Source organism: Spirochaetota bacterium (assembly GCA_034190085.1).
GTDB lineage: Bacteria > Spirochaetota > UBA4802 > UBA4802 > JAFGDQ01 > JAXHTS01.
In genome coordinates this window covers 50,317-76,108 of sequence record JAXHTS010000002.1, presented here as the reverse complement: position 1 = coordinate 76,108, position 25,792 = coordinate 50,317, and the positions used below count along the sequence as shown (strand labels likewise).

At 34.8% G+C, this 25,792-nt stretch carries 20 protein-coding genes and 1 tRNA gene; 15 read left to right on the top strand and 6 right to left on the bottom strand.

The window, feature by feature from the left end:
- The first annotated feature begins 113 nt into the window (after window positions 1-113).
- On the top strand, window positions 114-1,145 hold the full coding sequence (locus SVZ03_00505; protein MDY6932684.1) for a hypothetical protein: 1,032 nt from the start codon (window positions 114-116) through the stop codon (window positions 1,143-1,145).
- A gap of 155 nt (window positions 1,146-1,300) precedes the next feature.
- On the opposite strand, the gene SVZ03_00500 is transcribed toward SVZ03_00505, so the two are convergent.
- On the bottom strand, window positions 1,301-1,945 hold the full coding sequence (locus SVZ03_00500) for a YqaA family protein (protein MDY6932683.1): 645 nt from the start codon (window positions 1,943-1,945) through the stop codon (window positions 1,301-1,303).
- An 86-nt stretch (window positions 1,946-2,031) separates the two neighbouring features.
- Window positions 2,032-3,540 (bottom strand): lysine--tRNA ligase, encoded by a 1,509-nt coding sequence (gene lysS, locus SVZ03_00495; protein ID MDY6932682.1) that lies wholly within the window; start codon window positions 3,538-3,540, stop codon window positions 2,032-2,034.
- 533 nt (window positions 3,541-4,073) lie between these two features.
- Between lysS and SVZ03_00490 the strand changes: the two genes are divergently transcribed.
- A complete protein-coding gene (locus tag SVZ03_00490; protein MDY6932681.1) occupies window positions 4,074-5,207 on the top strand; it encodes a radical SAM protein in 1,134 nt (377 codons plus the stop codon).
- 22 nt (window positions 5,208-5,229) lie between these two features.
- Here the strand turns inward: SVZ03_00490 and SVZ03_00485 are convergent, their stop codons facing one another.
- The gene (locus SVZ03_00485) at window positions 5,230-5,703 is read right to left on the bottom strand and encodes a flavin reductase family protein (GenBank protein ID MDY6932680.1); all 474 of its coding nucleotides are present in this window, start codon (window positions 5,701-5,703) and stop codon (window positions 5,230-5,232) included.
- Between the two features lie 399 nt (window positions 5,704-6,102).
- Here SVZ03_00485 and SVZ03_00480 point away from each other — a divergent pair, with 399 nt between their 5' ends.
- The 4 genes from SVZ03_00480 (at window position 6,103) to SVZ03_00465 (ending at window position 7,528) form a co-directional block, all read left to right on the top strand.
- On the top strand, window positions 6,103-6,522 hold the full coding sequence (locus SVZ03_00480) for a hypothetical protein (protein MDY6932679.1): 420 nt from the start codon (window positions 6,103-6,105) through the stop codon (window positions 6,520-6,522).
- Window positions 6,523-6,865: 343 nt separating this feature from the next.
- The gene (rpsT, locus tag SVZ03_00475; protein MDY6932678.1) at window positions 6,866-7,147 is read left to right on the top strand and encodes a 30S ribosomal protein S20; all 282 of its coding nucleotides are present in this window, start codon (window positions 6,866-6,868) and stop codon (window positions 7,145-7,147) included.
- Between the two features lie 33 nt (window positions 7,148-7,180).
- Window positions 7,181-7,453, top strand: coding sequence for an HU family DNA-binding protein (locus tag SVZ03_00470; GenBank protein ID MDY6932677.1), 273 nt, complete (start codon window positions 7,181-7,183; stop codon window positions 7,451-7,453).
- A gap of 2 nt (window positions 7,454-7,455) precedes the next feature.
- A tRNA-Val gene (locus tag SVZ03_00465) sits at window positions 7,456-7,528 on the top strand.
- Between the two features lie 253 nt (window positions 7,529-7,781).
- Here the strand turns inward: SVZ03_00465 and SVZ03_00460 are convergent.
- Window positions 7,782-8,804 (bottom strand): DUF2275 domain-containing protein, encoded by a 1,023-nt coding sequence (locus tag SVZ03_00460; GenBank protein ID MDY6932676.1) that lies wholly within the window; start codon window positions 8,802-8,804, stop codon window positions 7,782-7,784.
- A 1-nt stretch (window position 8,805) separates the two neighbouring features.
- Window positions 8,806-9,411 (bottom strand): sigma-70 family RNA polymerase sigma factor, encoded by a 606-nt coding sequence (locus tag SVZ03_00455; protein ID MDY6932675.1) that lies wholly within the window; start codon window positions 9,409-9,411, stop codon window positions 8,806-8,808.
- 1,342 nt (window positions 9,412-10,753) lie between these two features.
- Between SVZ03_00455 and SVZ03_00450 the strand changes: the two genes are divergently transcribed.
- From SVZ03_00450 to SVZ03_00410, 9 genes are all read left to right on the top strand, one after another.
- Window positions 10,754-12,106 (top strand): aminotransferase class I/II-fold pyridoxal phosphate-dependent enzyme, encoded by a 1,353-nt coding sequence (locus SVZ03_00450; protein MDY6932674.1) that lies wholly within the window; start codon window positions 10,754-10,756, stop codon window positions 12,104-12,106.
- A gap of 274 nt (window positions 12,107-12,380) precedes the next feature.
- Window positions 12,381-13,661, top strand: coding sequence for an outer membrane protein transport protein (locus SVZ03_00445; protein ID MDY6932673.1), 1,281 nt, complete (start codon window positions 12,381-12,383; stop codon window positions 13,659-13,661).
- A 49-nt stretch (window positions 13,662-13,710) separates the two neighbouring features.
- Window positions 13,711-13,971 carry a hypothetical protein gene (locus tag SVZ03_00440; GenBank protein ID MDY6932672.1) on the top strand — a complete coding sequence of 87 codons (261 nt, stop codon included), beginning with the start codon at window positions 13,711-13,713 and terminating at the stop codon, window positions 13,969-13,971.
- The gene (locus SVZ03_00435; protein ID MDY6932671.1) at window positions 13,961-15,310 is read left to right on the top strand and encodes a radical SAM protein; all 1,350 of its coding nucleotides are present in this window, start codon (window positions 13,961-13,963) and stop codon (window positions 15,308-15,310) included. The genes SVZ03_00440 and SVZ03_00435 overlap by 11 nt, the downstream gene beginning before the upstream one ends.
- 289 nt (window positions 15,311-15,599) lie before the next feature.
- Entirely contained in the window at window positions 15,600-16,934 is a 1,335-nt protein-coding gene (locus tag SVZ03_00430; protein ID MDY6932670.1) for a radical SAM protein, read from the top strand.
- A 25-nt stretch (window positions 16,935-16,959) separates the two neighbouring features.
- Entirely contained in the window at window positions 16,960-18,111 is a 1,152-nt protein-coding gene (locus SVZ03_00425; protein ID MDY6932669.1) for a GNAT family N-acetyltransferase, read from the top strand.
- Window positions 18,098-19,738, top strand: coding sequence for a HAMP domain-containing sensor histidine kinase (locus SVZ03_00420; GenBank protein MDY6932668.1), 1,641 nt, complete (start codon window positions 18,098-18,100; stop codon window positions 19,736-19,738). Before SVZ03_00425 ends, SVZ03_00420 begins: the two co-directional genes overlap by 14 nt.
- Window positions 19,739-20,044: 306 nt before the next feature.
- Window positions 20,045-21,667: a histidine kinase dimerization/phospho-acceptor domain-containing protein gene (locus SVZ03_00415; protein MDY6932667.1), complete on the top strand. Its 1,623-nt coding sequence runs from the start codon at window positions 20,045-20,047 to the stop codon at window positions 21,665-21,667.
- Window positions 21,668-21,687: 20 nt separating this feature from the next.
- A complete protein-coding gene (locus tag SVZ03_00410) occupies window positions 21,688-24,081 on the top strand; it encodes a response regulator (GenBank protein ID MDY6932666.1) in 2,394 nt (797 codons plus the stop codon).
- Between the two features lie 359 nt (window positions 24,082-24,440).
- On the opposite strand, the gene SVZ03_00405 is transcribed toward SVZ03_00410, so the two are convergent.
- Window positions 24,441-25,769 (bottom strand): hypothetical protein, encoded by a 1,329-nt coding sequence (locus tag SVZ03_00405; GenBank protein ID MDY6932665.1) that lies wholly within the window; start codon window positions 25,767-25,769, stop codon window positions 24,441-24,443.
- Window positions 25,770-25,792: the final 23 nt, after the last annotated feature.

The following is a 25,792-nucleotide window of genomic DNA, read 5'->3' as shown; positions in this document are numbered from 1 at the left end:
TATTGACAAAAATTCCACTCGAATCATTGGTTGATCCCCTACTATTATTAAGATCAGAGGTAGTGAGATTGTCAGTTTAGAATTCTTTTTTATCATATGGACTAGTCTAAATAATGATTATAAATAGCTATATCATAACATATCTTGTCTGCTCAGCCCTTTCATTGGCCTTAGGCCTTGTAGCCTCCATAAATGGCTTTTATATATGGAGGAAGTGGGACTTAGGTAATTCTGCAGAGGAACAGTATCGATTAGAAAAAAGGGTGTATTTGATTGTTACTATTGTATCACTTGGATTTTTTTTAAGATTGCTCATGATTCCGTTATGGTTCTGGACCCTTCAAAGCATGATCGTCTCAATCCCTGGCGCAATGTGCCTTATAGGAGTGCATAATGTCAATGCTCCCTACTCCTATGTTACAAGCGGTCTCAAGCCTGTTTTAGCGACGCTTTATGGGTATTGGCTAATATTAAATTATTTTGATCGTCAAACACCTGCGCAGCCATTTATGAAGCAAAAACTTATGTTTCTTGCGCCCCTGGGAATAATGATCATTATAGAAACAATATTAGATGCTTCATTCTTCTTCTCAACACCACCGCGACAGGTATCATGCTGCACATCACTCTTTGATATTCCCAGAGATGATATCCCTCAGATTATTACAGAGTCTACATGGACTTGGGTCTTTATCTTTTATGTTCTTGCGCTTTTTGTATTGGGGGAGTTGTTCTATTTTCTATTTATCAATAAAAGTGAGGACTTAACCAAAAAGACTATGTGGTTTGGGAAAAAATCATTTATGATCTTTGAAACCTTCATCATTATCTCTTTATTCACTTTCCTTGTGCTTGCTATTCATACAAAGATCAGTCCCCTCTTTTTAGAACTGCCCTTCCATCATTGCATATTCTGTCTGCTGCAGGATGTTTGGGATGCGCTATTATCCTTCAGCCTGGTTTATATCGGCCTAGCCCTCTTAATGATCTATTTCTGGATTACATCATCCGCTAATTATTTAGATGTTGAGTCAACGATAAGGGAAAAGGTAGTTAAATTGCTTGTTAGATCCAGTGTTATGATAATCTCAGGATTGATTATTCTCTCAATACATTTTTTATATGTAATCATTGCGCATAAATAATAATGAAAGGGAGCCTAATACTGGTACAATTCCCTATCACTCACCCTTGTTAGGTCTTTAGTCTATTTTAGCGCATCGGAATTTTAAGAACTACACGGATGTAATTTTTTGAAATTTACATAAATTCCGCCAAAATAACCCACGGAAGGGTTATTTTATAATATATATTTTATAACAACAAAACCACCCAATAACAATACTACAAAGGCTATTGAAACGAGATTGAACCTCTTTTCAATAAAATCCTTAATAGGAGCACCATATTTCCATATTAGTCCTGAAACCAAAAAGAATCGTAGGGACCTGCTTGTAATTGAAGCGATGGCAAATATTGCTAAATCAATTTTTGTAATTCCAGCGCTTATGGTGATCACCTTATAAGGAATTGGAGTAAATCCTGCTGTAAAGACAACCCAGAAAGAGTATTCATTGTACAATTTTTTAACGATTAAAAAGTTGTCAACACTAGCCCCAGGCACATATGTAAAAAAGAAATTCGCTATAGCAGAATAATGCTCCCCGCTATACCACAACTCATAGCCAATATAGTATCCTATAAACCCACCCAATGTTGATGCAATAGAGGTAATAAGGGCATACCTTAAAGCCTTCTTTTTTAGGGATAAAACGAGTGCAATTAAGAGTGGATCTGGCGGGATCGGGAAGAATACCGACTCAATTAAGGCAAGAACGAAAAGCGCCCAACCTCCAAGCGGGGTGTCTGCCCATGAAAGTACCCAATCATACAAAAATCTGTGTATCTGCAATCCATATTTCTCTCTGCTGTATTTTACTAGCATAATAAATAGTATCGATCCATATTGGTATGTAGTCTATAGTCTTTATAGACCATGTCAGATATAAAATCAAATCTTATTATTCAACACTATTTCTCTGGCCTTAAAAGGGGGAATAATATTGTGTCCTTGATTGAGGGGGCATCAACAAATAGCATCATGAGTCTGTCTATACCAATCCCCATACCGCCCGCAGGAGGCATGCCATACTCCAGGGCCGAGAGATAATCATAATCCATCATCTGTGCCTCTTCATCACCGGCTTCTCTCAATCTTACCTGCTCTTCAAACCTCTCTCTCTGATCAAAGGGATCATTTAATTCGGTAAAGGCATTGCCAATCTCCCTTCCAGCAATATAGGGCTCAAATCTTTCGACGAAATCAGGATTCTCCTCATTGGATTTTGATAATGGAGAGAGTTCTTTGGGATAATCTGTCACAAGTGTTGGCTGAATTAACTTGTTTTCTACCTTCGCATCAAATATCTCGTCTGCTATCTTCCATATTGAAAGATTCTCTTTTATCTCAATCTCCAATGAGGAAGCGGCACTTATTGCTTCCTCTATTGACTCGATTTTTCCGAAATCAGCGCCAGTATGCTTCTTGATTACATCAATATAGGTGATTCTTTCCCATGGCGGTGTAAGATCGATCCTATTCCCTTGATAATCGATGATCATCTTTCCAATAAGATTCTCAGAGAGTGTTGATATCATCTCCTCAGCAATGTTCATCATATCAGAATAATCCGCATATGCCTCATATAGCTCAAGCATAGTAAATTCAGGATTATGCTTTGTTGAAATACCTTCATTCCTAAAGTTCCGATTTAACTCAAAAACCTTCTCAAATCCACCCACAAGCAATCTCTTTAAATATAGCTCAGGCGCCACCCTTAAGTAAAGATCAATGTCAAGGGTATTATGATGGGTGATAAAGGGCCTTGCTGCTGCGCCTCCGGGTATAACCTGCATCATTGGTGTCTCAACCTCAATGTAACTGCGATTTAGCAGGAACTCTCTCACCCCTGCTATTAGACGGCTCCTCAGGATAAAATCTCTTTTTACAGATTGATTAACAGCGAGATCAACATATCTTTTCCTGTATCTCATCTCTCTGTCAGCAAATTCATCGAATAATTGGCCATCCTTCTCCTTCACAACTGGTAGCGGTCTGATGCTTTTTGAAAGTAGAACAATCTCTTCTACTGATATTGTTATCTCTCCCTGTTTTGTCCTGAATGTGGACCCCTTTACTCCAACTATATCCCCAAGGTCAAGCATCTTGAAAACCTCAAAATTATCATTACCGATGGTGTCTTTTTTTACATATATTTGGATTACTCCGGATAGATCTTCAAGATCAGCAAAGGAAGCCTTCCCCATCATCCTTATTGATTTTAACCTTCCCGCAACATTTACATATTGTTGGATCTCATCATCACAGAATCTGTCCCTAACCTTCTGTATCACATCCTCTCTCTTATAACGCACAGGATATGGGTTAATTCCCTTCTCCTTTAAAATATTAATCTTTTCTATTCTATGCTTAATTAAATCAGACGCTTCATCAACCACTGAACAATCTCCTGAATACATGGCCTTGGGCACACAAAATATTATTCCTGCCTTTTGCCACGGATTTTGATCTGCTTAAATTTAAATCAATAATACAAGTTTTGGTCAAGGGTACAAACAAGATTTGATATAAATGATTAAAATAATACTTTACAAAATTGAAAAAATTCAAATACACTACAAATTAGGCAGGGTAAATATACGCTTCTCCGCTGTCAAAGGCTTGACTACATATTTGAGCAATAAGTTGTTATTCTCTGCTAATATAGGGAGAAAGATTCCATAAGTGAGGAATCAAATCCAACCATTTTGTCGAAAAATGTCTTGATATTACGGATGTGTCAAACCATTTTTAGATGACCTATTAAAAAGTATATAACGGCTCAATATTTAGTATAGAAGCAAGACTCTCCGCTATTAGCGAGGTTAATGGGGTGTGCCAACCTTCATTTCTATTACATTGATTTTCTGTCAACCTTCCAGCAAGCGGGTTATATAATACTCACAGCTTTAGGTTAGTTTTTATGTTAACAATAATATTAAGGAAATAATGAATGAGTTATGCATTTGAACTTGGCCCAATAAGACCACCAAGCGAGGCGATGAGCATTCTCATCCGCGTAACCAGAAATTGTCCATGGAATAAATGCGCCTTCTGTATGACCTATGGGGAAGCCTTCTCCAAGAGAAGTGTGGAAGAGGTTAAGGGGGACATCGATTCAATACACACAATTGCTGATAGAATTATCAATGCTTCGTATAAACTGGACTATAATGGCATCATTAATGAGCCGGTGCTTCGGGAAGCCATTGGTATAGATATAACCCCTTCCCACTATTACAATCAAGTGGCCATGTGGCTGTATTATGGAATGAAGAGCGCATTTCTACAGGATGCCAATTCTTTAATAGTAAAAACTAATGATTTAATTGAGATTGTAAAATATCTAAAAGAGAAGTTCCCAACCCTTGAGAGAGTAACCACTTATGCTAGGGCTAAAACATTAAGCAAAAAGTCATTAAAAGAACTCAAGGATTTGAGGAATGCGGGTCTTTCCCGGTTGCATATAGGGATGGAATCAGGAGCGGACAGTGTTCTCGAATTTATTCAAAAGGGTGTAACCTCGAGTGAGTTGATCTCAGGGGGAAAGAAAGCCATTGAGGCAGGTTTTGACCTATCAGAATACTATATGCCAGGCCTTGGTGGAAAAGAATTTGTTAAGGAGAATGCATTAGAAACAGCTCAAGTGTTAAATGAAATCAATCCAACATTCATACGCATACGTAGCACAATACCAGTCCCAGGAACCCTTCTTTATCAAAGGATGACTGAGAAGAAATGGACACCTCTTACAGAAGAGGGGAAGGTAGAGGAAATTCGATTGTTTATTGAAAGTCTTGATGGGATAACAAGTAATATATTAAGCGATCATATGATGAATCTGTTGGAAGATGTTCAAGGGAGACTACCGGAGGATAAGGATAAAATTATTAAGGTTATAGATGAATTTCTTTCATTATCAACAGAAGAAAAGGAGAGCTTCATTATCGGTAGAAGATTGGGCCGCTTCAGGCGATTGACTGACCTAAAAGCTGATCCACAAATTGAACAATTTAAGGCCGACATCAAAAGTAGATATTCCACGGTTGATAATGGAATTTTAGAGCTTATTAAAAATTTTATTTAGGGCTCTTGTAAAATTTCAGATCTTAATCCTTCCCTATGTAAACACCCTCATAGTCATTAGTGCTTAATGGCTCTTTGTCAGAAAAGATGTTAGACTCAATAACCTCACCAAAAAAGAGTGTGTGATTCCCCATTGAGAAGCTCTCGCGTACTATACATTCCATATAAGCAATGCATTCCTTTAAAATTGGGCAATTTGTCCTTCCTCTTGTCCACTCAATCTCATCGAACTTTGCCTCTGGATCAGGCCCCTTAAAGCGTTTCATAAACTCCTTCTGGCTCTGATATAGAATATGAAGAGCAAATTTTTTGTTCTTCTCAAGCAGATAGTGAGAATAACGCCTTGGATGCAGGGCAACCATTACTATTGGGGGATCATAGGATACTTGTGAAACCCATGAAGCGATCATGCCATTGATCTTTTCATCATGGCAAGTCGTTAGAACATATATTCCATAGGTCATTTTGCCTAAGGCCTTGATTTGTTTTTTATCCATTATGAAATGTCTCCAAGTAATTATTTTTTGATACAGTATGATGAATATACTGAAAATATATGCATTGAAATTTTTTAATAAATCAATGGAAAAGTGTTGATATTAAATAATTATCATAATATAATTGCATATGCTTGTAAATAAGCACCTCAATGATACTATTATAGTTATAAACTCGTGAAAATAATCTCTATCTCCTGATGTCTAACATTGTTAAGGAGTGATAGATATCTATAATATCAGCGAAAGATAATGGATGTGATATTAAAAGAATCAAAACATTTTATTTATAGCAATTCTCATCGTGTTATATTTTTTTTGTTTATGTTAATATTGTTCTCTTCAACCAGCATATATTCAAATAATAAAATCGATACATGGGGAATCTCTAAAGATGAAATGATCAAGAGACAGAACAACTCAAAAGTTAAGTTTATTGAATTCACCCCTTATGATAAGCCTGAATATGAAAATAGAATAATGAACTATATTATTGCTAGAGGTGAAAACCTTAAAAGGCAGATAAAGATATTAAGGATTAAATCAGAACCTCAAAAAGACTTCCTCTTTTTGAAGAATAGATTATACACGATAAAGGAATCCTATAAATCAATTACAATCCAGAAATTAAATACAATCATTAAGGGGCTAACCTCGAAATATGGTAATTCAAATGTTCAGAAAGACAACAAAATGGCAATCTATTCCTTTTCAAACAATAAAACAAAGGTCATTGTATATTCTTATTTAAAAACGAACAAATGTGATATATATTTTTATGATTGCAAACTCTTTCACATATTATTTTCAGAGATATAATTAGATCCGCCCGCCATCTTGAGAGACAAAGAAGTTTAAATAATTCTTCAATGCATCTTGTTGTGAAAATATCACAAGAATATTTTAATATATAACACGTTTTTCCATCATTTCATTTATAATAATCCCTAATGATGATCATATCCGTTTTATATTAGTAATATCTGATACCAACATAAGTAAAACTGCAGCATAAAGGGACTAAATTTTTCCATACCTTTCGCTAAGAATAGCACTTTGTAGTTAAACATTTTTTATTAATATTTATAATTATTATTGACGATATTATTAAGCCATTGCATATTTGCAATTCAATATCAATTAAATATAGAGGGTTTAATACTTGGCAAATATAAAATCAGCAAAAAAGAGAATATTACAAAACGAGAAAAGAAGAATTAGGAATTCCAGAGTTAAGTCTTCAATAAGAACATCCTATAAAAAGGTATATCATGCAATTGAGGGCAAAGAAGAAAAGGATATACAGAAAATAAATGAACTGTTTAAGGACTTTATAAAAAAGATAGATACAGCTTCAGGCAAGGGAATTATTCATTGGAAGACTGCAGCGAGAAAAAAATCAAGACTTGCAAAGAGGGTCAATTCCCTAACTCAACAATCATAAATACAATTAAAATCAATAAATATAGGAATAGTTTTGACAAAGCATGAAATTGTAGATAGCCTAACTAGGCAAAGCGGGATAAAACGGAAAGAGGTTCTTCAAATTATCAATAATTTTCTCGATATTATTATTAAAACCGTTGATAACAATGAGAGGGTTGAGTTTAGAGGTTTTGGCTGTTTTTACAGAGCCTTGAGGAGGGGAAGGAGAGTGTATTCGCCTATTGTTAGAGGAAGCATCAATATTCCTCCAAAATCTGTCCTTTCTTTTAAAGCAAGCAAGTCAACAGAACGAGACCCTGTATAAATGGGCGCTTAGCTCAGTTGGGAGAGCATCTGCCTTACAAGCAGAGGGTCACAGGTTCAAGTCCTGTAGCGCCCAAAGACACAACCCCTGAATAAAGGGATTCAAAAAACCTACACATAGCCAACCTATTCCATCAAAACCAGAACAAGTCTAATGAACAAAGACTTCATATTCGCAAGTTTTACAGGTATGGTCTATCTATATATCCATGGATGAGCATTGATGAAAATATAGCTCGCGGTGCAGAATAATACCTGAAAGAACTCATTCAACTAAGATCAAGGATATAATCTGGAAACAGACTCACCTGTGGTTGCATTTAATATCGTTATCTGTCCTCACTCCATGTTTTTTTATTCAATGGGTTGAGTTTTATTTTCATTCTGATTCTTTTTTTCTCTTGTATGGCTAGGGATGAATACTTTTTTTGAATCCTGCCTATTTTGTTTAGCTCATCTATGAGTTCCCTGTAATTATGAAAGGGTATCTCTGTGATTATAGATTGAATATGATTAGATTCGGGGTTTTTCTCTCTCTGAATAACCCTTCCTTCTAATAATTCAATTATTTGTATAACCTTATCTATTTGTTGGTTTATGGTATCATTTCGCAAATCCTTCTCTTTTTTATCAATCAGTCTTTTTGGTGATTTGGTCTCGGCTGTTTCAGCATCATTTATAGCATAGTCTAATCTTTCTTCTTTCAATCTTGAGGTTGCTGCTTCCCCTAACGGTTCATCTTCGTCAGATAGAACTGACGATTCTGCTTCAGGCGAATCCTGTTTTGCGAGAGCTGATTGTGTTAACGAAAGGACTATTTCAAAGGTCATTAGTGTTTCAAGTGCCTTCGGCTTTCTACCAGCCGCAGCCTTGGCCATAACTCTTTTTTCATTAATTGGTAGAGAATCATTTTGTATCTTACTATGATTTCTTGGGGTATTGAGCTTCTCTGGTTTTTTGCTGATTCTTGAGCGCATATCATCCTGAGCAAATTGTAACTCCTTTTTCTCAGGTTGTATGGGCTTAAAGAGAAATATTGCAAAGAAGACCAGCACCAAAACACCTGCTGCCTCAAGGGGTATTTTTATCTTAACGGGAACAAATAACCTTCGTATAGTCTGTTGAAAATATGAAGGCTTGAAGATGCGTATATGAACCTTTTTCAGGAAATCATCCGGTGCTCCAAGCTTCATTACTGAAGTCATCTCTCTCTTGTATTTTTCAAAGAAGGTTAATTCATCTTGGCAATCATTGCATGTTGAAATATGTTCTTTAACGATATCTATCATCTCAGGCTCAAGTTCGTTATAAACATAAGCTGCTATAAGGTGTTTTACTTTATTGCAATTCATATTAAATAATTCCTCTCAACCTATCCCTGAGATGCTGCCTTGCCCTTGCAAGCCTTGATTTGACTGTACCTGGTTTATATCCAGTAATTGAAGCGATCTCTTCATAAGATTTTCCTTCAATATCACGAAGCACAATCATTACTCTTTGTTTTAGTGGCAATGAGTCTATCGCTTCCTCGATCAATCTTGCCTTTTCCCTTCTTTCAAATATTTGATCAGGATTAAATGATAGATCCAGTATTTCAATCTTCTGCTGACGATTTTCCGCGTTTCCAGGATGATCTATTCGAGCCATTCTTTTGTTAAAACGATAATCTAATGATGATAGTCTGTTCTTGCATGTGTTAACTGCTATTGTATAGAGCCATGTTGAGAAGCTTGATCGAAATTGATAGTTTTTCAAATTTTTATAAACTTTCACAAAGGTGTCCTGTGCGCAATCATTCGCTTCATCATGGTCTCCTAGTATACGATAACATAGATTGAAAACAATGTTCTTGTATTTTATAACCAATTTATCAAAGGCTGAATTAATGTTTGCCTGAAAATCCTCAACCAGCTTCCTGTCTTCTTGATGTGATTGTTTTTTATTTGTTCCCTTACTCATTTAGACAATTCAATGTTGAAAAAGATTTAATTTTTTCCACTATGGTTTTATATAAAATGATTACAATATTCTGGCAATGGGAATTTGGCTTATTGTATTATGGAATAATACATTGCCCGTGATCACCCTTGGTATCATGGGCAATGTTTCTAACATTATCGTTTATCCTCAGCTTTGCAACCGAAAAACCTTTACAAAATATTTATACATATTGCTCTCTCGATCATGTGATTTTTTTACAAAAATAATCAAAATTAGAGCACCATGCGTGTAATAAAGTTTCTAAATTTTGTTGAAATTGAGTAGGATTATATATTGAACCAGTTCAATAGTATTGATTAAAATAACAAATTTATTTATAAAAAATTTATTAATATAAATTATAATTGACATATAAATGTTTATTTATAATATTTGTCCTAATTAAAAATATAAATACTAATGGGACATAATTTTATTCCAAACAGGAAATGTTTATAGATTTAAATTGTTATTAACTGTAAATCCTTGCAGGTGATACATTGAATAGTTATTTGTTTAATCAAAGTCAAATTGGTGTTCAACTTTCATAACAAATATTTATGATGAAAGTAATATAATATTTCTCTTTGAGCCTGTTGCAGCGAATTTTGGTATAGGATGTGGGTAGTGTATTGCATAACCATATTCGCTGAATTATGACATTAGTCCAGCCTTTAGGGTGAGATGACTCACATAATAAATATTGCGATGCAGTCAATGGTTTGAATAGCGGTGATGAAAGCCTTCTGTTGTATAACGTTTTGCTCAAATTTAATTAATATTGTTCTCTAAAGTAATGTGTTGAGTGGTGTTAGACGTTCAAGTATGCACTCACAACCCTGCCGTTGCATGCGGAAGGAAACAATGGATGCAATATTTAGAATAAAACGGAACATGCATTTTTGATGTATGATCACAATTCATACATTCAATTAACCATGAAAAGGGAGCAGGAAGAATAATAGTTTCATTCAATACTTAAGGACAAGCATGAGGCATCCGATAACTAATATGTATTTTGTTTTTTGCATGTAGTAATATCTCAATTGGTTAGGGTTCTATTCATTATTGTCCTTTATTTTGATCATGTGCATTCAGCGGATATGCTCTCATCATTCATGGTAAATTTAGGAGGCAACAATATTGTAATGCACCAGAAGTTAGCAAATTAATTCATTGTAAATGGATGAAGTAAAACAAGGGTGAATGCCCATGGATACTTCTAAAATGAATGTTATAAAATCCCTTCCTATCCTGAGATGATTATTACAGAAACAGATTTTCAACAATTACATCAATCAAAGCAGGTAGGGATAACAACATGGGTAATAGCTTAAACAGGTGCGCAATAGCATATCAGGAGGTTGTTGATACAGGAAGTCTTAATTCAGATTACTATACTTTGGCTGATTTTATTGAGCTTGATGATGAGGACATCTTCAAAAAAACTGTTCCACAATTTTGGTATATTGAAGATCATAAGAGAAAGGGGTATTTTTCTTATCAACGACCACTCCTTTCTGCTTGTGAAAACAGAGTTATTATTTACGATGATTTCACGGGAACAGAAAAAGAGATGATCATGATGGCTTCAAATAACTATTTGGGATTGATTTCGCATCCCAGGGTTGTGCAAGCTGGAATTAGAGCCTATGAGAAGTATGGATCCGGAGGCAGTTCCGCACCCTTACTAAGTGGCACCTTTGATATTACCAGAGAACTGGAGTTGAAATTGGCTGAGTTCAAGGGATGTGAAGACGCCATGGTGTTTTCCACAGGATATTCAGCCAATGTTGGCGTCATTAGCGCATTATTAAGGAAAAATGACGTAGCAATTATAGATAAATTGAATCATGCGAGCATTGTAGACGGATGCAGGTTATCCGGGGCAAGCTTGAGGGTTTATCGACATCACGATATGGGCAAGTTGGAGAAGTGCCTGCAAAAGAGTAGAGGTCAGCGCCAAGGAATGCTTGTGATAACCGATGGTGTTTTTGGAATGGATGGGGACATCTGCAATCTGCCAGAGATAAAGAGAATTGCGGATCGTTATGGAGCCAGGGTAATGGTGGACGATGCGCATGCAACCGGTGTTATAGGCAAACAGGGCAAAGGAACGGCTGAGCATTATGGAATGGAGGGGATGATAGATATAGTAATGGGCACATTCAGCAAATCACTTGCTGGGGTTGGAGGATTTGTAGCATCCACTAAGGAAGTAGTAAACTATATACGATATTATGCTCGTTCATACTTTTTTTCAGCCGCACTGCCGCCATGTATTTGCGCCACGGTTTTAGCTGCCCTTAATGTTATAGAAGAAGAGCCCGAGTTGTTGGAACAATTGCATCAAAACGTAAAATACTTGCACAGCCGATTTTCCCAAATGGGATTAGAGGTAACACAGCCAGGAACCGGGGTTATTTCAGTAATCATTGGGGATGAAATCATAGTTAGGAAAATGAGCAAACAAATTCATGAGATGGGTTTATACATCAATCCATTGCCCTTCCCTTCTGTGCGTAAGGGAGAGGCGCGGTTCAAGTTTAGTCTCATGGCTACTCATACAATGGAAGATTTGGATAGGGCAGCGGATATATTTGAAGCGGCATGTCAGGAGTATGGAATAATAAAAACTAGTCCTACTCTAGTAGCATCATCATCTGTAATGTGATTGTTATTAGAATTGATACAATTGTATAAGTTGACGTCGGTAAAAGCTGAAAAACATACATGAGGTCCCCATTGGGGGTTTGGGGAGTGTTTCAGCAAGAGGGGCTGTCATCACCGCAATAATTATCATGAGACAGCCCTTCTTTGACGATAAGGGGGCACGTTTTTTGGGAAGGGGAGTGTAAGAGTCAGATATTATTTGGATGAAAATTATGAATAATTCCCTCCAGTATGTTGTTTCCTTCTTTACGTGATACAGTACCTAGGAGCGACTGATGAGTAGATGTATTCTATGGTTTGTAATGTTGGGTCTTGTGACTTCTTTTTACAATGATCTTCTTCATGCTAATGGATTGAGAGTTCTTGGCGTTAAGAGCACAAAAGCAACAGCAATGGGAGAAGCATTTATTGCGCAGGCAGATGATCCCTCGGCTATAGCCTTTAATCCAGCGGGGTTGACGCAATTGGATGGTATACAGGCGTCAACCGGGGTTACGATTACTAACGGTTGGCCTGAACACAAAAGTCCTTCAGGCGCAAAAGAGGAAATGCTGGACGAATGGCAATATATTCCAAATTGTTTTGTCACCAGTGATTTGAATACTGAGAACTTAGTTATTGGTATTGGCATCACCGTTCCAAACGGCCTTGCTAGTGAATGGAGTGACACTGGATTCGCCAGATATGTTGATACATATTCTGATCTCACAGTTATTGATGTGAATCCTTCATTGGGTTGGGAAGTAGTGAAAGATTTATCCATTGGATTTGGAGTTAGTATTTATTATTCTCAAGTAACGCTGGAAAGTATGATCGACTATGAGACTTCTATGGGATTGTCAGGCGCTCTTGATGGGAAAAGAGGGTTGAAGGGTGATGGATATGCCTTTGGCTATAACCTGGGAATTCTGTATAGTATAAACGACCACCACAATTTTGCCGCTGCTTTTAAAAGCCCTTTTAAACTGGAATACGAGGGCGATTTCGAATTAACAAATATTCCCGATTCCATTGGAATTGGCCCATCATATAAAACGAGCGGAGAAACCTCTTTTGATTTCCCAGCCACAGTAGTAATAGGATATGCCTATCGACCAGTGGAGGAGTTAAAATTGGAGTTTAATATAGATTGGACCAATTGGGAGACTCTTGATTCTGTTGTGATTAAAATCGACTCGCCCGTACCACCCCTGTTGCCAGATAGAATCACACAGGAATATGGGTATGAGAATACCTTTGCTTACAAATTTGGTTTGGAATATAAAGTAAATGAATATATATGCCTTCGAGCTGGCTACATCTACAATGAAAACGCGGTTCCTGACGAGAATTGGAGACCCAATCTGCCGGATACAGATATGCAATTCCTGACCTCCGGGCTTGGCTTTCGGAAAGGCAATTTGAGCATAGATGGCGCGCTTCAGTTGATCTTCTATGAAGATAGAACCATTAATAACAATGTCGATTACAATGAAATAAGCTCTTCATCCAGCATTGATGGCGAATATGAAAATTTTGCTGTTGGCTATTCTGTTAGTGTTACTTATGGATTTTAATTTGAAAGTGCGACCACTGGGATAATGTTATATTCTGGTTGGGAGGATCATGAACACACTTTGTTTAATCTTCTCTGCTTCTTCTACATCAACATCCACATTGCATTACAATTATTTAAAACTTAATATTACAAAGGAAGCATTTTTATTTATTATAAACGTCAGCGTTTATATTGGAAAAATTTACTATATCTATTATAGGAAAAATATTAGTGATGCTTTGCTATCCCGTTCAGAAGATTTTAATTACCTTATTCCGAACATAGATTTATTATGCAAAGATTATATGAGGAAGAAAAATGAAGATTAGGTTAATCCAACCAGCACAGCTCGATGATTCTGGAAAACCAATCAAATACAAGAAGATATTATTGCCATCAGGCACATTATCCACCATAGCTGCATTAACTCCCAATGATGTTGAAGTCTCCATTACCAATGAGTATATTGATACTATAGATTTTAGTGAGGATCTAGATATAGTTGGAATTACTGCATTAACTTGTCACGCGCCACGTGCATATCAGATAGCCCAAGAATTCAAAAAGCGAGGCAAAACCGTTGTGATGGGAGGCATCCATGCAACAGCATTACCTCAAGAAGCTTTACAACATGTGGATAGTGTAGTAGTTGGAGAAGCAGAAAATCTATGGGAAAAGGTGGTTCGGGATTTTCAGAAAAATAATAAGCTAAATTCAATATACAAAAATGATGTGTTCCCAGATTTGAAAAAATTAGTTATTCCTCGATTTGATTTGAATAATTCAGACAAGTGCCTAAAAGCCCCCTTTGCAAAGACACCAGCAATGCCAATCTTCACAACAAGAGGATGTCCCTTTAGTTGCAGTTATTGTTCAGTTACAAAATTCTTCGGGGGCAAATATAGAACAAAGCCTATTGATAATGTCCTTCGGGAGATAGATGCTTCAAAAGCTCGTGACTTTTTTTTTGTTGATGATAACTTGGCAGCAAATTCAAAATACTCTGAACAATTATTCAAAGAAATTACTCCGCTTAAGATTAGATGGTTCAGTCAATTTAGTACTCGGGTTTTAAATAATCCTAAGTTAGTCGAATTAGCTGGTGAAAGTGGCTGCCATGAGGTTATATTAGGCATTGAATCATTAAATATATGTAATTTAAAAAGTGTTAATAAATCGTTCAACAAACCAGAAGAATATGCGCGGCTCTTTAAACTACTGAAATCAAATGGAATCAGCCCTCATGTTATGATAATGTTCGGACTGGAAAATGATGATGTAGAACTCCTTAAGCGAACATTGGAATTTTTGCTAGACAATGATGTTAATTTCATCAGAATATTTACTGTAACACCATATCCCGGGACAGATCTCTATCAAAAATTGGATTGTGAGGGAAGAATATTTGAAAAAGATTGGTCAAAATATGATTTAAACCATATTGTATTTTCCCCAAAAAATATATCCATTCAGGATTTGCAAGATAATGTTTGGAAAAGTTATTATACATTCTATTCTTATAAGAATATCATTAAAAGATTGTGGAAATTTAAAAAATTCTATTTAACACCTGATAAAAAAGGTTCACTTCTTGATGATTTATTATTTCAGCTTCATTTTCATATTGCCACAGGTAAGAGATTAGATCCTTGGAGTGGCGTTAACTGAAATTATTTACTTTTTTATAGAAGGAATATAATAATATTTATTTAGTATTCATAAAGTATGAAAGTTTAAGTCTACAATAGTATTTTCAAAATAAATGAAAAAGAGTGTGATGCTATAATGTTCTGTAATTGAAGAATATAATATTGAAATAGAAATTCATATTAATAGAATATGTGATAAACGATTGTCAATACTTTCAGAAAATACTCTTTTATATAAGAATTTGAATATGCTAACAGTTGTATGTCTATTTTAACAATAACACATTAAAAGGTATGATGCTAATATTATGAAAAAGTTATTATTAATACATCCCGTCCCAAAAGAAATGACACAAGGATATGGAGATACTGAAGCTTGGGGTATGCCACCATTAGCCTTGGGTTATATTGCAGCACTTACTCCAAGTGATTGGCATATAAAGATAGTAGATGAGTATGTAGAAAAGCTTGATATAAATGAAAAACCTGATTTGGTAGGAATTACCTCATATTCAGTCAATGCAACAAGAGCATACAAATTGGCTAGTGAATTTAAACAGAAGGGCATACCTACAGTTATAGGGGGAATACATGTTTCTATGATGCCTGAAGAAGCTGCCAAATATGTTAATACAGTCGTTGTTGGTGAGGCTGAATCTATTTGGATGAAAGTTATATCAGATTTCGAAAATGGTCAATTAAAAGAAAAGTATGTAGGAGACAAACCTTCACTTGTGAATCTACCAATCCCTAAACGAGATTTGTTTTCCGAAAAGTATAAAATGGATGTTATACAAACGTCTAGAGGATGCCCCTTTAATTGTGAATTTTGTAGTGTCACAGCTTTTAATGGTGCTGAATACAGACAAAGACCTGTTGAAGAAGTGTTGGATGAGTTGCAAACAATCATGAAGAAAGTTGTATATTTCGTAGATGATAATATACTTGGGGTAGGAAAAAAAGCAGAAGAAAGAGCTATAGATCTTTTTAAGGGAATGATGGATAGAAAAATTAGAAAGATATGGGGTACTCAGACTTCGATAAATATAATTGAGAATGAGGATGTTTTAAAATACGCATATAAGAGTGGTTGTAGGGCATTATATATAGGCATTGAATCTATTAAAGATGTTACTTTAAAAGAAATGAGAAAAGGTGTTAACTTAAAATTAGGAACTGATAGATTTAAACATGCTATTTCTATTATTCATAAACATGGTATAGGTGTGATAGGATCATTTATTGTCGGAAATGATAATGAAGATATTACAATTTTTGATGAATTAGTAAGATTTATTCAAGATACTAAAATCGATGTATTACAACTTGCATTCTTAACCCCATTCCCAGGTACTAAATTGTTTGAGAGATTAAAGATGGAAGATCGTATAATATACTCAAATTTCCCTTCTGATTGGGATCGATGTGATATGGATCAACTTATGATTATTCCTAAATTAATGACAGTCGACCAATTAGTGCGTGGATATGATTATGTAATTCATAATACTTTATCAAGTTATAATATCCTAAAACAGTTTTTAAAGACACTGATTGTTACTAAAAGTGTTACTTCATCAATTTTTACTTATTCTTTAAACAAGGATTATTTAAGATATATTCTCCCTGAAAGAAAATTTTAAATTTGAGAGGTAGTAAAAATCTAAAATGTATAAGATAAAGGTCATTGATAATATAAATGAAGTAACAAAAACTGAATGGGATAGTGTCATTGCCAAAAATAATTTGTTTTTTACATATGATTATCTAAAAGCAGTAGAAAAATCAAAGATCCAAAATTTTCAATTAAAATATCTATTAGTTTACTCCAATGAAGAATTGATAGGAAATACATGTATATATCTAACATCTTATCCATTAGATGCTTTTCTTGATGGAATTGTGAAAAAGATGTTTGTGTTTATAAGAAAAACTTTTAATTTTAGATTCTTATATATAAATACTCTTGAGTGTGGAGGGGCTATATCTTTAGGAAATCCATTTTCCTTTAATGTTAATAAAAATGAACAGCATCATTTATTGAAATTAATATTAAATCAAGTTGAAGAGATATTTATAAATTGTAAGGCATCTTTAATTATTATCAGAGATTTTTTTGAATCAGAAATCGAGCATTTATTACTAACTTTTGAGAAGTTCGGATATATTAAAATGAAATCATTTCCATTAGCAGTTATGAATATCAGATGGAATTCCTTTGATGAATATGTAAATTCTTTAAGAAGTCATTATAGACATAAATTAAAAAAAAATATTAATAAAATGAGAGATGGAGATATCAAGATAGAAGTAAAGGAAAACTTAATAAAAGATGCTCAACTTCTTTTACAATTATGGTTGAATATCTATAATAGCACAAACGAAATACAGAGAGAGTTAATTAATAGAGAATATTTTATTAATATAAATAAGTATTTAAATAAAAAAGTTAAAATAATTTCAGCTATTAAGGAGAATGATATTGTGGGATTTTTGTTGGTATTCTTTGATGATTATACATTACGATTTCTTTATTCAGGATTAGATTATAAATATAATAAAAAATATTCGATATATTTTAATCTTCTATATAATTTAGTGAGAATCGGAATAGAAGAAAGAGCAAAAGAAATTGATCTAGGAATTTCAACATATATTCCCAAAATAGAATTAGGATCTGAATTGAAGCCTTTTTATTTATTTATAAAGAATAAGTATAGCTTTTTTAATCGATTCATACCTAGATTAGAAAGAGAAATAGATAAAAGTATAAAGTTTAAAGGTAGAAGGATTTTTAATAAAATATATGAAATATATTGATCCGCAAAAAACCCAAATGCATTTAAGTTGTAGGGTAATTAGACATATTCTTTTATATTTTGGGGAACATTATGGAAGAGATGAATTATATAATTTTATTGAACAGACAGGGATGTCTTTAGATTATTTAGAAGATGGGAATAATTGGATATCCTATCAATATTTTAACAATGTTTTAAATGCTTTAGTTGAATATACTGGAGATATTAATGTTCCCTATAAAGCAGGTGCTTATGCTATATTTGATATGGCATGGGGACCGCTAGAAATAATCTGTAAAATCTTAAGGAATGTTGGATTTATTTATAAGTCCTTAGTAAAGTATTCTTCTCTCTTCTCAAAAAATAGTAGGTGGGTAATAGAAGATAAAGGAAGAAATTGGGCAATTATAAAATTTATTCCATTATTACATTTTCCACAAACAAAAAACAATTGTAAAAATATTAAAGGGCAACTAGCTTCTTTCCCTAACATACTGGGATTACCAAATGCATGTATTAAAGAAGTCCAGTGTGCTGCTGAAGGTGCTGATTCATGCATATATGAGATTAATTGGATTAATAAATCATATAGGAGAGTCGGATTATTTACTTTATTATTAGGAATAGTTAATACATTAGTAATTTATATTCTGATAAGCTTGGAGATAATTGATTTATCTATGTTATCCAAAGCAGCATTTATCATTATTCCAGTAGGATTTTTTTTATGTGGCATGATATTAGACGATAGGAAAACGCTGAAGGATAATATTGAGGTAATAGAGGAACAAAATGATACGCTAGTTGATATGTTAATCAATATTGAAAAACTGAAAGAATCTCTTCAAAAGAAAGTGGTAGAGAGGAGTGAAGAGCTTAGAAGGAGCAATGAGCGGCTGCTTAAGACATACACTGAATTGAGAAGTAATGAGTCACAAATGATACAATCTGAGAAGATGGCTGCAGTTGGCAGGCTGGCAGTGAGATTGGCGCATGAGCTTAATGGCCCTGTTAGCGCTATTCAGAGTTGTCTGCATGATGCTATTGATGAAACAATGCTGATTGGTGAGGGTGATTCATGTGAGGAACGCTTGATAAAAGCAGTGAAGGCCGCAGATCGTTGTGAGAATATTGTGAATGATTTACTTTCCTTTTCAAATAATATTGGTGATACAAGTTTAGTTTTGGTTGATATTAACGATATATTAGAAAAATGTATTGTAAATGCTGAAGAGGAGATATCAAATCCATATAAAATTATAATAAAAGATTTAACCCAAGTTTTACCCAAAATCAAGGCAGACTCCATGCTGCTTCAGCAGGTTTTTATGAACATCATTATGAATGCCAGCGATGCTATTAAGGGAAAGGGACAGATAATAATAAAGACAGAGATGGTTGAGGATAGTGTACTTGCCAGAATTTTTAATAATGGTGAAGAAATACCTAAGGAAAATATGAATAAAGTATTTGATCCCTTTTTTACTACCAAGGCTCCTGGGAAGAGTAAGGGACTTGGCCTGGCTATAAGCTACAATATCATTAAACGTTTTAATGGGGATATACGAGTACAGAGCAAGCCTGGCAAGGGAACAATGTTTACTGTAACTATACCTCTTTTTGTGGAAAGAAGCTCAGAGACTTAAAGAATAAGGGAAATGGATCCCTATGCAGATTTTAGTAACTGCTTATAAAGTGGGAGTAACAATGCACTATTGACTAACTTTGATATATATCATTCATCAGTAAACACAGGTGCAGGCTCTGCGTAAGGAGGAATATATAACCTTTTAAAAAAACCAGAAGATTTCGGCACTCCGGCCAGAATGACATACGATATAATTTAATCTTATCGTAAGCTGAATGATCGGGAAAATATGATTTAAATAATTTAGCTACATTGTGCCTATCTTCAATGCTATAAAATGAGAATAATTTAAGAAGGAATTTTTATGAAAAACGTTGCTATTGATCCAAAAAATACAAGAATGGATTTTGGTCTTACAGTAGTAAATCATTTATTATATTCATTTGAAGAGGAGTATGGAAAGGAGGAGTTAAGGAAACTCATTGAAGGTACTGGAATGCCTTTGGAATTTTTTGAAAAGAATGACAACTGGGTAAGCTATGAATATTTCTGTAATTTGCTTAAAGCGATGGTTGAGTATACAGGAGACCCGAAAACACCCTATACATACGGATTGAATGCAGTCAGATTTATTGAGACTTGGGGCATTCTTAAAACGATAATGAATATTTTCCCGTCACCTATTACTTTTTACAAAAATTGCAGCAGGTTTATTGATCATTGGGCAAGAGTTGGAAACTTTAGACTCTTATTTTTTAAGAGAAATAAAGCAGTTATTGATTTTCGGCTGAAAGACGACTTAAAGCAGGATAAGAATAATTGTCTTAATGTCAAGGGACAGCTATGCGCTGTGCCGACATTCTGGAATTTGCCTTATGCTAAAATTACAGAGACTCAGTGTGCTGCGGAGGGAGCGGATTCATGTATTTACGAAGTAAGGTGGATTAATTATGCATATAAGAGGCTCAGGTTTTATGCTTTACTAGGGGGACTCATTGTGGTATATTTATCTTATTTGCTATTACAATGGGAAATAATTAGCATATTTCAATTATCAATCTTATCAATAATGTTGATTCCTGTTGCATTTTTTTGGGGAGGTCGAATAATAGATTACAAGAGAACACTGAATGATAATATAAGAATGAATGATGAACAGAATTTGGCGTTAATCGATTCTCTTGTAAGTGTTGAAAAACTAAATGAGGAATTATTGCAAAAGGTGGAGGAGAGGACTGAAGAGCTTCAAAAGACTAATGAAGAACTGCAGAAGCGCCTTGCAGAATTGAAAGCCAGCAGAGATCATTTAATCCATGAGGAAAAGATGGCCACAGTAGGTCAGTTAGCGGCAGGAATGGCTCATGAGCTGAATAATCCCGTTGGAGCTGTTCGGAGCTATGTGCAGGATGTATTGGAGGACATTTCCAATGATGATTTGCGTTGGGATCATTTAAACAGCATTGTTAAGTCCACCAGCGAGTGCAAGGATATTGTAAATGAACTGCTCTCCTTTTCCAGGGAAAGTGATAGTCTAAGTTTAATTGATTTGGATTTTAACGAGATTTTAGAAATTATTACAACTAAAATTAAAGTAGAAAACCCATATTTAGATGTAACAATATTAAAAGAACTTAGCCCAAATCTGCCAACGATTAAGGCAGATTCTATGCAGATGAAGCAGGTTTTTATTTATATCTTTAGAAAAGCTATGGAGCCCATCAAGAAAGAGGGACGGATTTTTGTGAAAACCAACAACACCGCAGATAATGTTATAGTTGAGATTTCAAATAATGATAAATGTGTTTCTGAGGATGATTTAAACATAGCATTTGATCCATTCTCCATAAAAAAAGAATATGGGGAAAGAAGCGCGTTGGGTTTGGCCATAAGTTACAATATAATTAAGCGTTTTAATGGGGATATGATTGTTAATAACGAATCGGGCAGGGGGACAAAATATACAGTAATCATTCCTTACAATCAATAATTGGGGAGGAGCTTAAACAAATGGATATTCAGAAATTAGGAACAATTAATTTATTATTAATTGAAGACGACGAGGATTTCAGATATGCCATGGCTTCGAGTCTTATAAAAAGGAATATTAAGGTGGAAGCAGTTGGCACTGCTGAAGAGGGGTTGAACAAATTTGATTCCAATGATTATGAGGTGATTATATGTGACATAAAATTGCCGGGAATGGATGGAATCGAGTTTTTGTCGAAGGTGAATGAATTGGATGAAGATTTGCCTGTTATTCTATTAACAGGATTCGCAAGTCTGGATACTGCTAGAGAAGCTGTCTCCTTAAAGGCCTATGATTATTTATTGAAACCCCTTGAGGATATTGAGCAGCTTTTAAAACCTATCTATAATGCGGTACATAGTTATAGATTGGAGTTGGAGAACAAAAAATTGTTAAATTCGCTTCAAATAAAGATGTATGAGTTGGAGTTATCTGAAGAGAGATACAGGGACTTATATGATTCAGCTAGTGATATTATTTATACTGTTAATACAAACGGGATTTTTACTTCTGTGAATCAGAAGATGGAGGAGGTTACGAAATATAAGAAAAAGGAATTGATTGGAAAGAGCGATAGAATGATTATCTCTTCCATTAAGGATAGAATGTACGAAATTAAGTCTAAAGAGATATTGGAAGGGAAGCAGATGGATACGGTAGAGGTAATAGTTACAGCCGGGAATAATGAGGATAGAATTGGGGAGTTGGGGATGAGACCAATTATGAATGAAAATGTTGTGATTGGCATACAGTGTATTTTAAGGGATATGACTGACAGAATAAAGGCTGATTTAGAAATAAATAGGTTAAAGGAACATTACGAGAACATTGTATCCAATGTGCCAGATGCCATCTTAACAATAAACAAATCATTAAGAATCGAGTCTGTAAATATAGCCTATTGTAATATGTTTGGAAAGAAGAGAGAGGAAGTATTGCGAAAGGGTGTAGTTGAAATATTTGATCAAATTGTTAATGACAAGGTTGTTGACCTCATAAATGCCCCTGATTCTTATAAAAAGATTGTACATTTTGAATGGAATATCCAAGACAAACATGGACAACCCTTTTGGGTTGAGATAAGCATAAGCCGTGCTGTAATATTAAGAAAAGACTGCATCCTGATGGTGATATCTGACATTACAGATCTAAAGCGCGCAGAAGAAGCAAAAAAGGAGATTGAAGTTCAAATTGTAAAAATGCAAAAGATGGAGGCTTTAGGACAACTCGCAAGCGGTGTCGCACATGAGTTTAATAATTTGCTTACCATCATTCTGGGTCATGCTCAATTATCAAATGCGGAAGATTCTGTTACTGAGATTAAGGATTCTCTACATGTTATTGAAGGCATTTCTAAACGTGGTAGTGATTTAGTAAAAAAATTGATGGCATATGCCAAACCTAAGGAGCTAAAATTCATATCAATGGATATTACCAAGACTATTGATGAAATAATAAAAATTCAAGAGAAGCAGTTGTATTTGGAAAGTATTAAAGTTGAGAGAGAATATAAAGATCATAGTAGAGTCTCTTATGATCGGGGTCAGATTGAGCAGGTATTCATTAACCTCATAATAAATGCATCACATGCCATTAAACCCAAAGGGAAAGGAAAGATTTCAATTTCAGTAAAAGAAGAGAATAAACATGTTGAGATAAGATTTTCTGATACAGGAATTGGCATGGAAGAAGCCACGAGGATAAAAATATTTGATCCCTTTTTTACAACTAAGGGTGGCTGGGCAAAGGATAACCTGGGAATACTCGGTTCTGGATTAGGCCTTTCCGTGACACAAACGATAATAAAACAACATAATGGTACAATTGCAGTTGAATCTGAGTATGGCAAAGGCACAACTTTCATTATAAAAATGCCTACTGTTGCATCAGGATTGGTGAGGGAGGAGACCCAAAAAGCAAAAGTATTCGATTTAGGAATAGAAAAGATTAAAGATTTACGAGTGATAGTTATTGACGATGAGGAAAAGATGATTGATTTAATGAAATTGATATTTCGGAAAGCCTGCATTGAAAACTATATTATTGAAAATAAAGGGGAGAGAGCTATTACTTCTTTGCTTAGATGTAGACCTGATGTGGTTTTTCTTGATGTGGTAATGCCGGATATGACTGGTTATCAGGTATTTGAAAAAATAAAAGCGGTAGATCCACAGGTGCCGGTTGTATTTATGAGTGGAAAACTAGATTTGGATAACAATCAATTCGTTCAAAAAGGAGCTTATGCCTTTATTCAGAAACCTTTCGAAGTTCATGAGATATTTGAAATACTTCATGACATTGCAATTCTAAAAAGAAATTCAGTAAAATATACAAATATAGAGGCAAGATATTTTAAATCGAGTATAGGAAATTGATTGATCCTATCCACCTCAGTCTCCTCGGACAATTTATTCTGATTCTACTCCATGGTTTGTTCCCAAGTATTTACTCCATTCTCATGCTCCCTTAGTCGGTCATCCACCCTGTCTAATGCGCTATACTCAGTCGACTTGAGATTACGAAAGTATAAAATTTTTATTATATCTTAACTTCTGTAAGTCTTCTGATTACGAGGAGTTACGGTTAAAAGTTGGTTAATTTTGGATAAAGATTTTTTGCAAACCTATTTAGAATGAGTATAATTGATTCTGTAATCTTGGTTTAAATACTTGTTTTATCGAATTTGAAGTCAATCCCATCCTTGCACGTAAGAGAATAATCTTAATAAATAAATCTACATGGCCTTGTATGTTAATCCAATTCCAATATCCCATACCGTCTGGTCAAGTTTTAGAGTCCCTTCTAAACCAAAATTTTTAGATAGGCTATCCACTTCTTCTTCCATATATATTCCATACATATATCCGATGGAAACATCAACATCTTGATTAACGCTATACACAGCTCCTAATCCGATTTGATGTAGATCGAGATACATGCTCATTTCAGAGAGAGACTCTTCAGTTGCTCCTTTAATTGTGTAGAGATAACCAGCACTTGCCTTGAGTTTAGAGTTTATAACATATTCCAATCCTATGCCTGCTTCCCAACCATGATTGTAATCATCCTCCGCGCCATCCCAATCAACTTGCTTATTAAAATAATTGCTAAAGTCAGTCTCAATCCTAAGTCCTGGCATTATCATATATGATATTCCGAGTGTAGCTACCATGGGTAGTGTCTTTTTTGTCCGTTCGCCATCAGGGTAACTACTAGTATCTCCGCTAGATTTATCACGTTCTAACACTAATTTGGTATTATACTCAAATTTAACGCCAATATTAAGCTCTGAAGTCGGGGCAGCATTCACTCCTGTTATTATAGAATAGCATATACCTGTCTCCTTAAAGTCGATATTTTGTGTTAAGGAGCGTTGCTCATCTGCTTGGGTTGAGTATATGGCTGTTATCTTTCCATCATATTTGTTGTAGGCATATGCCGTTCTTCCAGCAAGTGCTATGGATATAGTATCATTTAAATTATAAGCTAATCCGAGCTGACCGCTAAAATAGACGGATGACCCCTTGAATTCTGATATAAATGAATCTAAACCAGTAACTGTAGAACTTGGGTCTCCTTCATCAAGGGGATTGCCAATTAATCTAAGAGCGCTTATTTGTAATGAAGGAAATCCCTCTGAAAAATCCGCGCTGCCACCTCCGGCTAAAGGTAGTAAACCACCAAAAAATGCCCAATCCTCGGTCTTGTAGACTACATAGGCATTAGGGAAGATATATGCATTAACATCACCTACATATTCATCCTTCAATTGAACAGAATTCATGCTGGCTGGTAATATGGTTGTATCCTCTATTGTCTTAGTCTGAAAAAGAGAATGGTTGCTTAAATAAAAGTAAAGCCCATCCTCCAACCTTGCAGTTCCAGCGGGATTGAAGAATGTTGCGTCTACTTCAGTTGATGCGTTCCTGTTTAATGATCTAATAAATTCAACGCTTTGATAAGATGTGTGATATACGCTTCCAGCAAGTAGTCTACTAACACAAATGAATATAAATGCTAATAATATTACGATTGAAATACAAAGTAAGCAAAAGAGTTTCATGAAATTCTCCTGATTGTATGTTA

What these genes read in the sequence shown, in the direction of transcription:
- SVZ03_00430 (MDY6932670.1), top strand. Translation starts at nt 15,600, where the DNA reads ATGAAAAAGTTATTATTAATACATCCCGTCCCAAAAGAAATGACACAA.
- SVZ03_00450 (MDY6932674.1), top strand. Translation starts at nt 10,754, where the DNA reads ATGGGTAATAGCTTAAACAGGTGCGCAATAGCATATCAGGAGGTTGTT.
- SVZ03_00500 (MDY6932683.1), bottom strand. Translation starts at nt 1,945, where the DNA reads ATGCTAGTAAAATACAGCAGAGAGAAATATGGATTGCAGATACACAGA.
- SVZ03_00505 (MDY6932684.1), top strand. Translation starts at nt 114, where the DNA reads ATGATTATAAATAGCTATATCATAACATATCTTGTCTGCTCAGCCCTT.
- lysS (MDY6932682.1), bottom strand. Translation starts at nt 3,540, where the DNA reads ATGTATTCAGGAGATTGTTCAGTGGTTGATGAAGCGTCTGATTTAATT.
- SVZ03_00415 (MDY6932667.1), top strand. Translation starts at nt 20,045, where the DNA reads ATGAAAAACGTTGCTATTGATCCAAAAAATACAAGAATGGATTTTGGT.
- SVZ03_00445 (MDY6932673.1), top strand. Translation starts at nt 12,381, where the DNA reads ATGAGTAGATGTATTCTATGGTTTGTAATGTTGGGTCTTGTGACTTCT.
- SVZ03_00480 (MDY6932679.1), top strand. Translation starts at nt 6,103, where the DNA reads ATGATCAAGAGACAGAACAACTCAAAAGTTAAGTTTATTGAATTCACC.
- SVZ03_00425 (MDY6932669.1), top strand. Translation starts at nt 16,960, where the DNA reads ATGTATAAGATAAAGGTCATTGATAATATAAATGAAGTAACAAAAACT.
- SVZ03_00405 (MDY6932665.1), bottom strand. Translation starts at nt 25,769, where the DNA reads ATGAAACTCTTTTGCTTACTTTGTATTTCAATCGTAATATTATTAGCA.
- SVZ03_00455 (MDY6932675.1), bottom strand. Translation starts at nt 9,411, where the DNA reads ATGAGTAAGGGAACAAATAAAAAACAATCACATCAAGAAGACAGGAAG.
- SVZ03_00440 (MDY6932672.1), top strand. Translation starts at nt 13,711, where the DNA reads ATGAACACACTTTGTTTAATCTTCTCTGCTTCTTCTACATCAACATCC.
- SVZ03_00460 (MDY6932676.1), bottom strand. Translation starts at nt 8,804, where the DNA reads ATGAATTGCAATAAAGTAAAACACCTTATAGCAGCTTATGTTTATAAC.
- SVZ03_00485 (MDY6932680.1), bottom strand. Translation starts at nt 5,703, where the DNA reads ATGGATAAAAAACAAATCAAGGCCTTAGGCAAAATGACCTATGGAATA.
- SVZ03_00490 (MDY6932681.1), top strand. Translation starts at nt 4,074, where the DNA reads ATGAGTTATGCATTTGAACTTGGCCCAATAAGACCACCAAGCGAGGCG.
- SVZ03_00420 (MDY6932668.1), top strand. Translation starts at nt 18,098, where the DNA reads ATGAAATATATTGATCCGCAAAAAACCCAAATGCATTTAAGTTGTAGG.
- SVZ03_00410 (MDY6932666.1), top strand. Translation starts at nt 21,688, where the DNA reads ATGGATATTCAGAAATTAGGAACAATTAATTTATTATTAATTGAAGAC.
- SVZ03_00435 (MDY6932671.1), top strand. Translation starts at nt 13,961, where the DNA reads ATGAAGATTAGGTTAATCCAACCAGCACAGCTCGATGATTCTGGAAAA.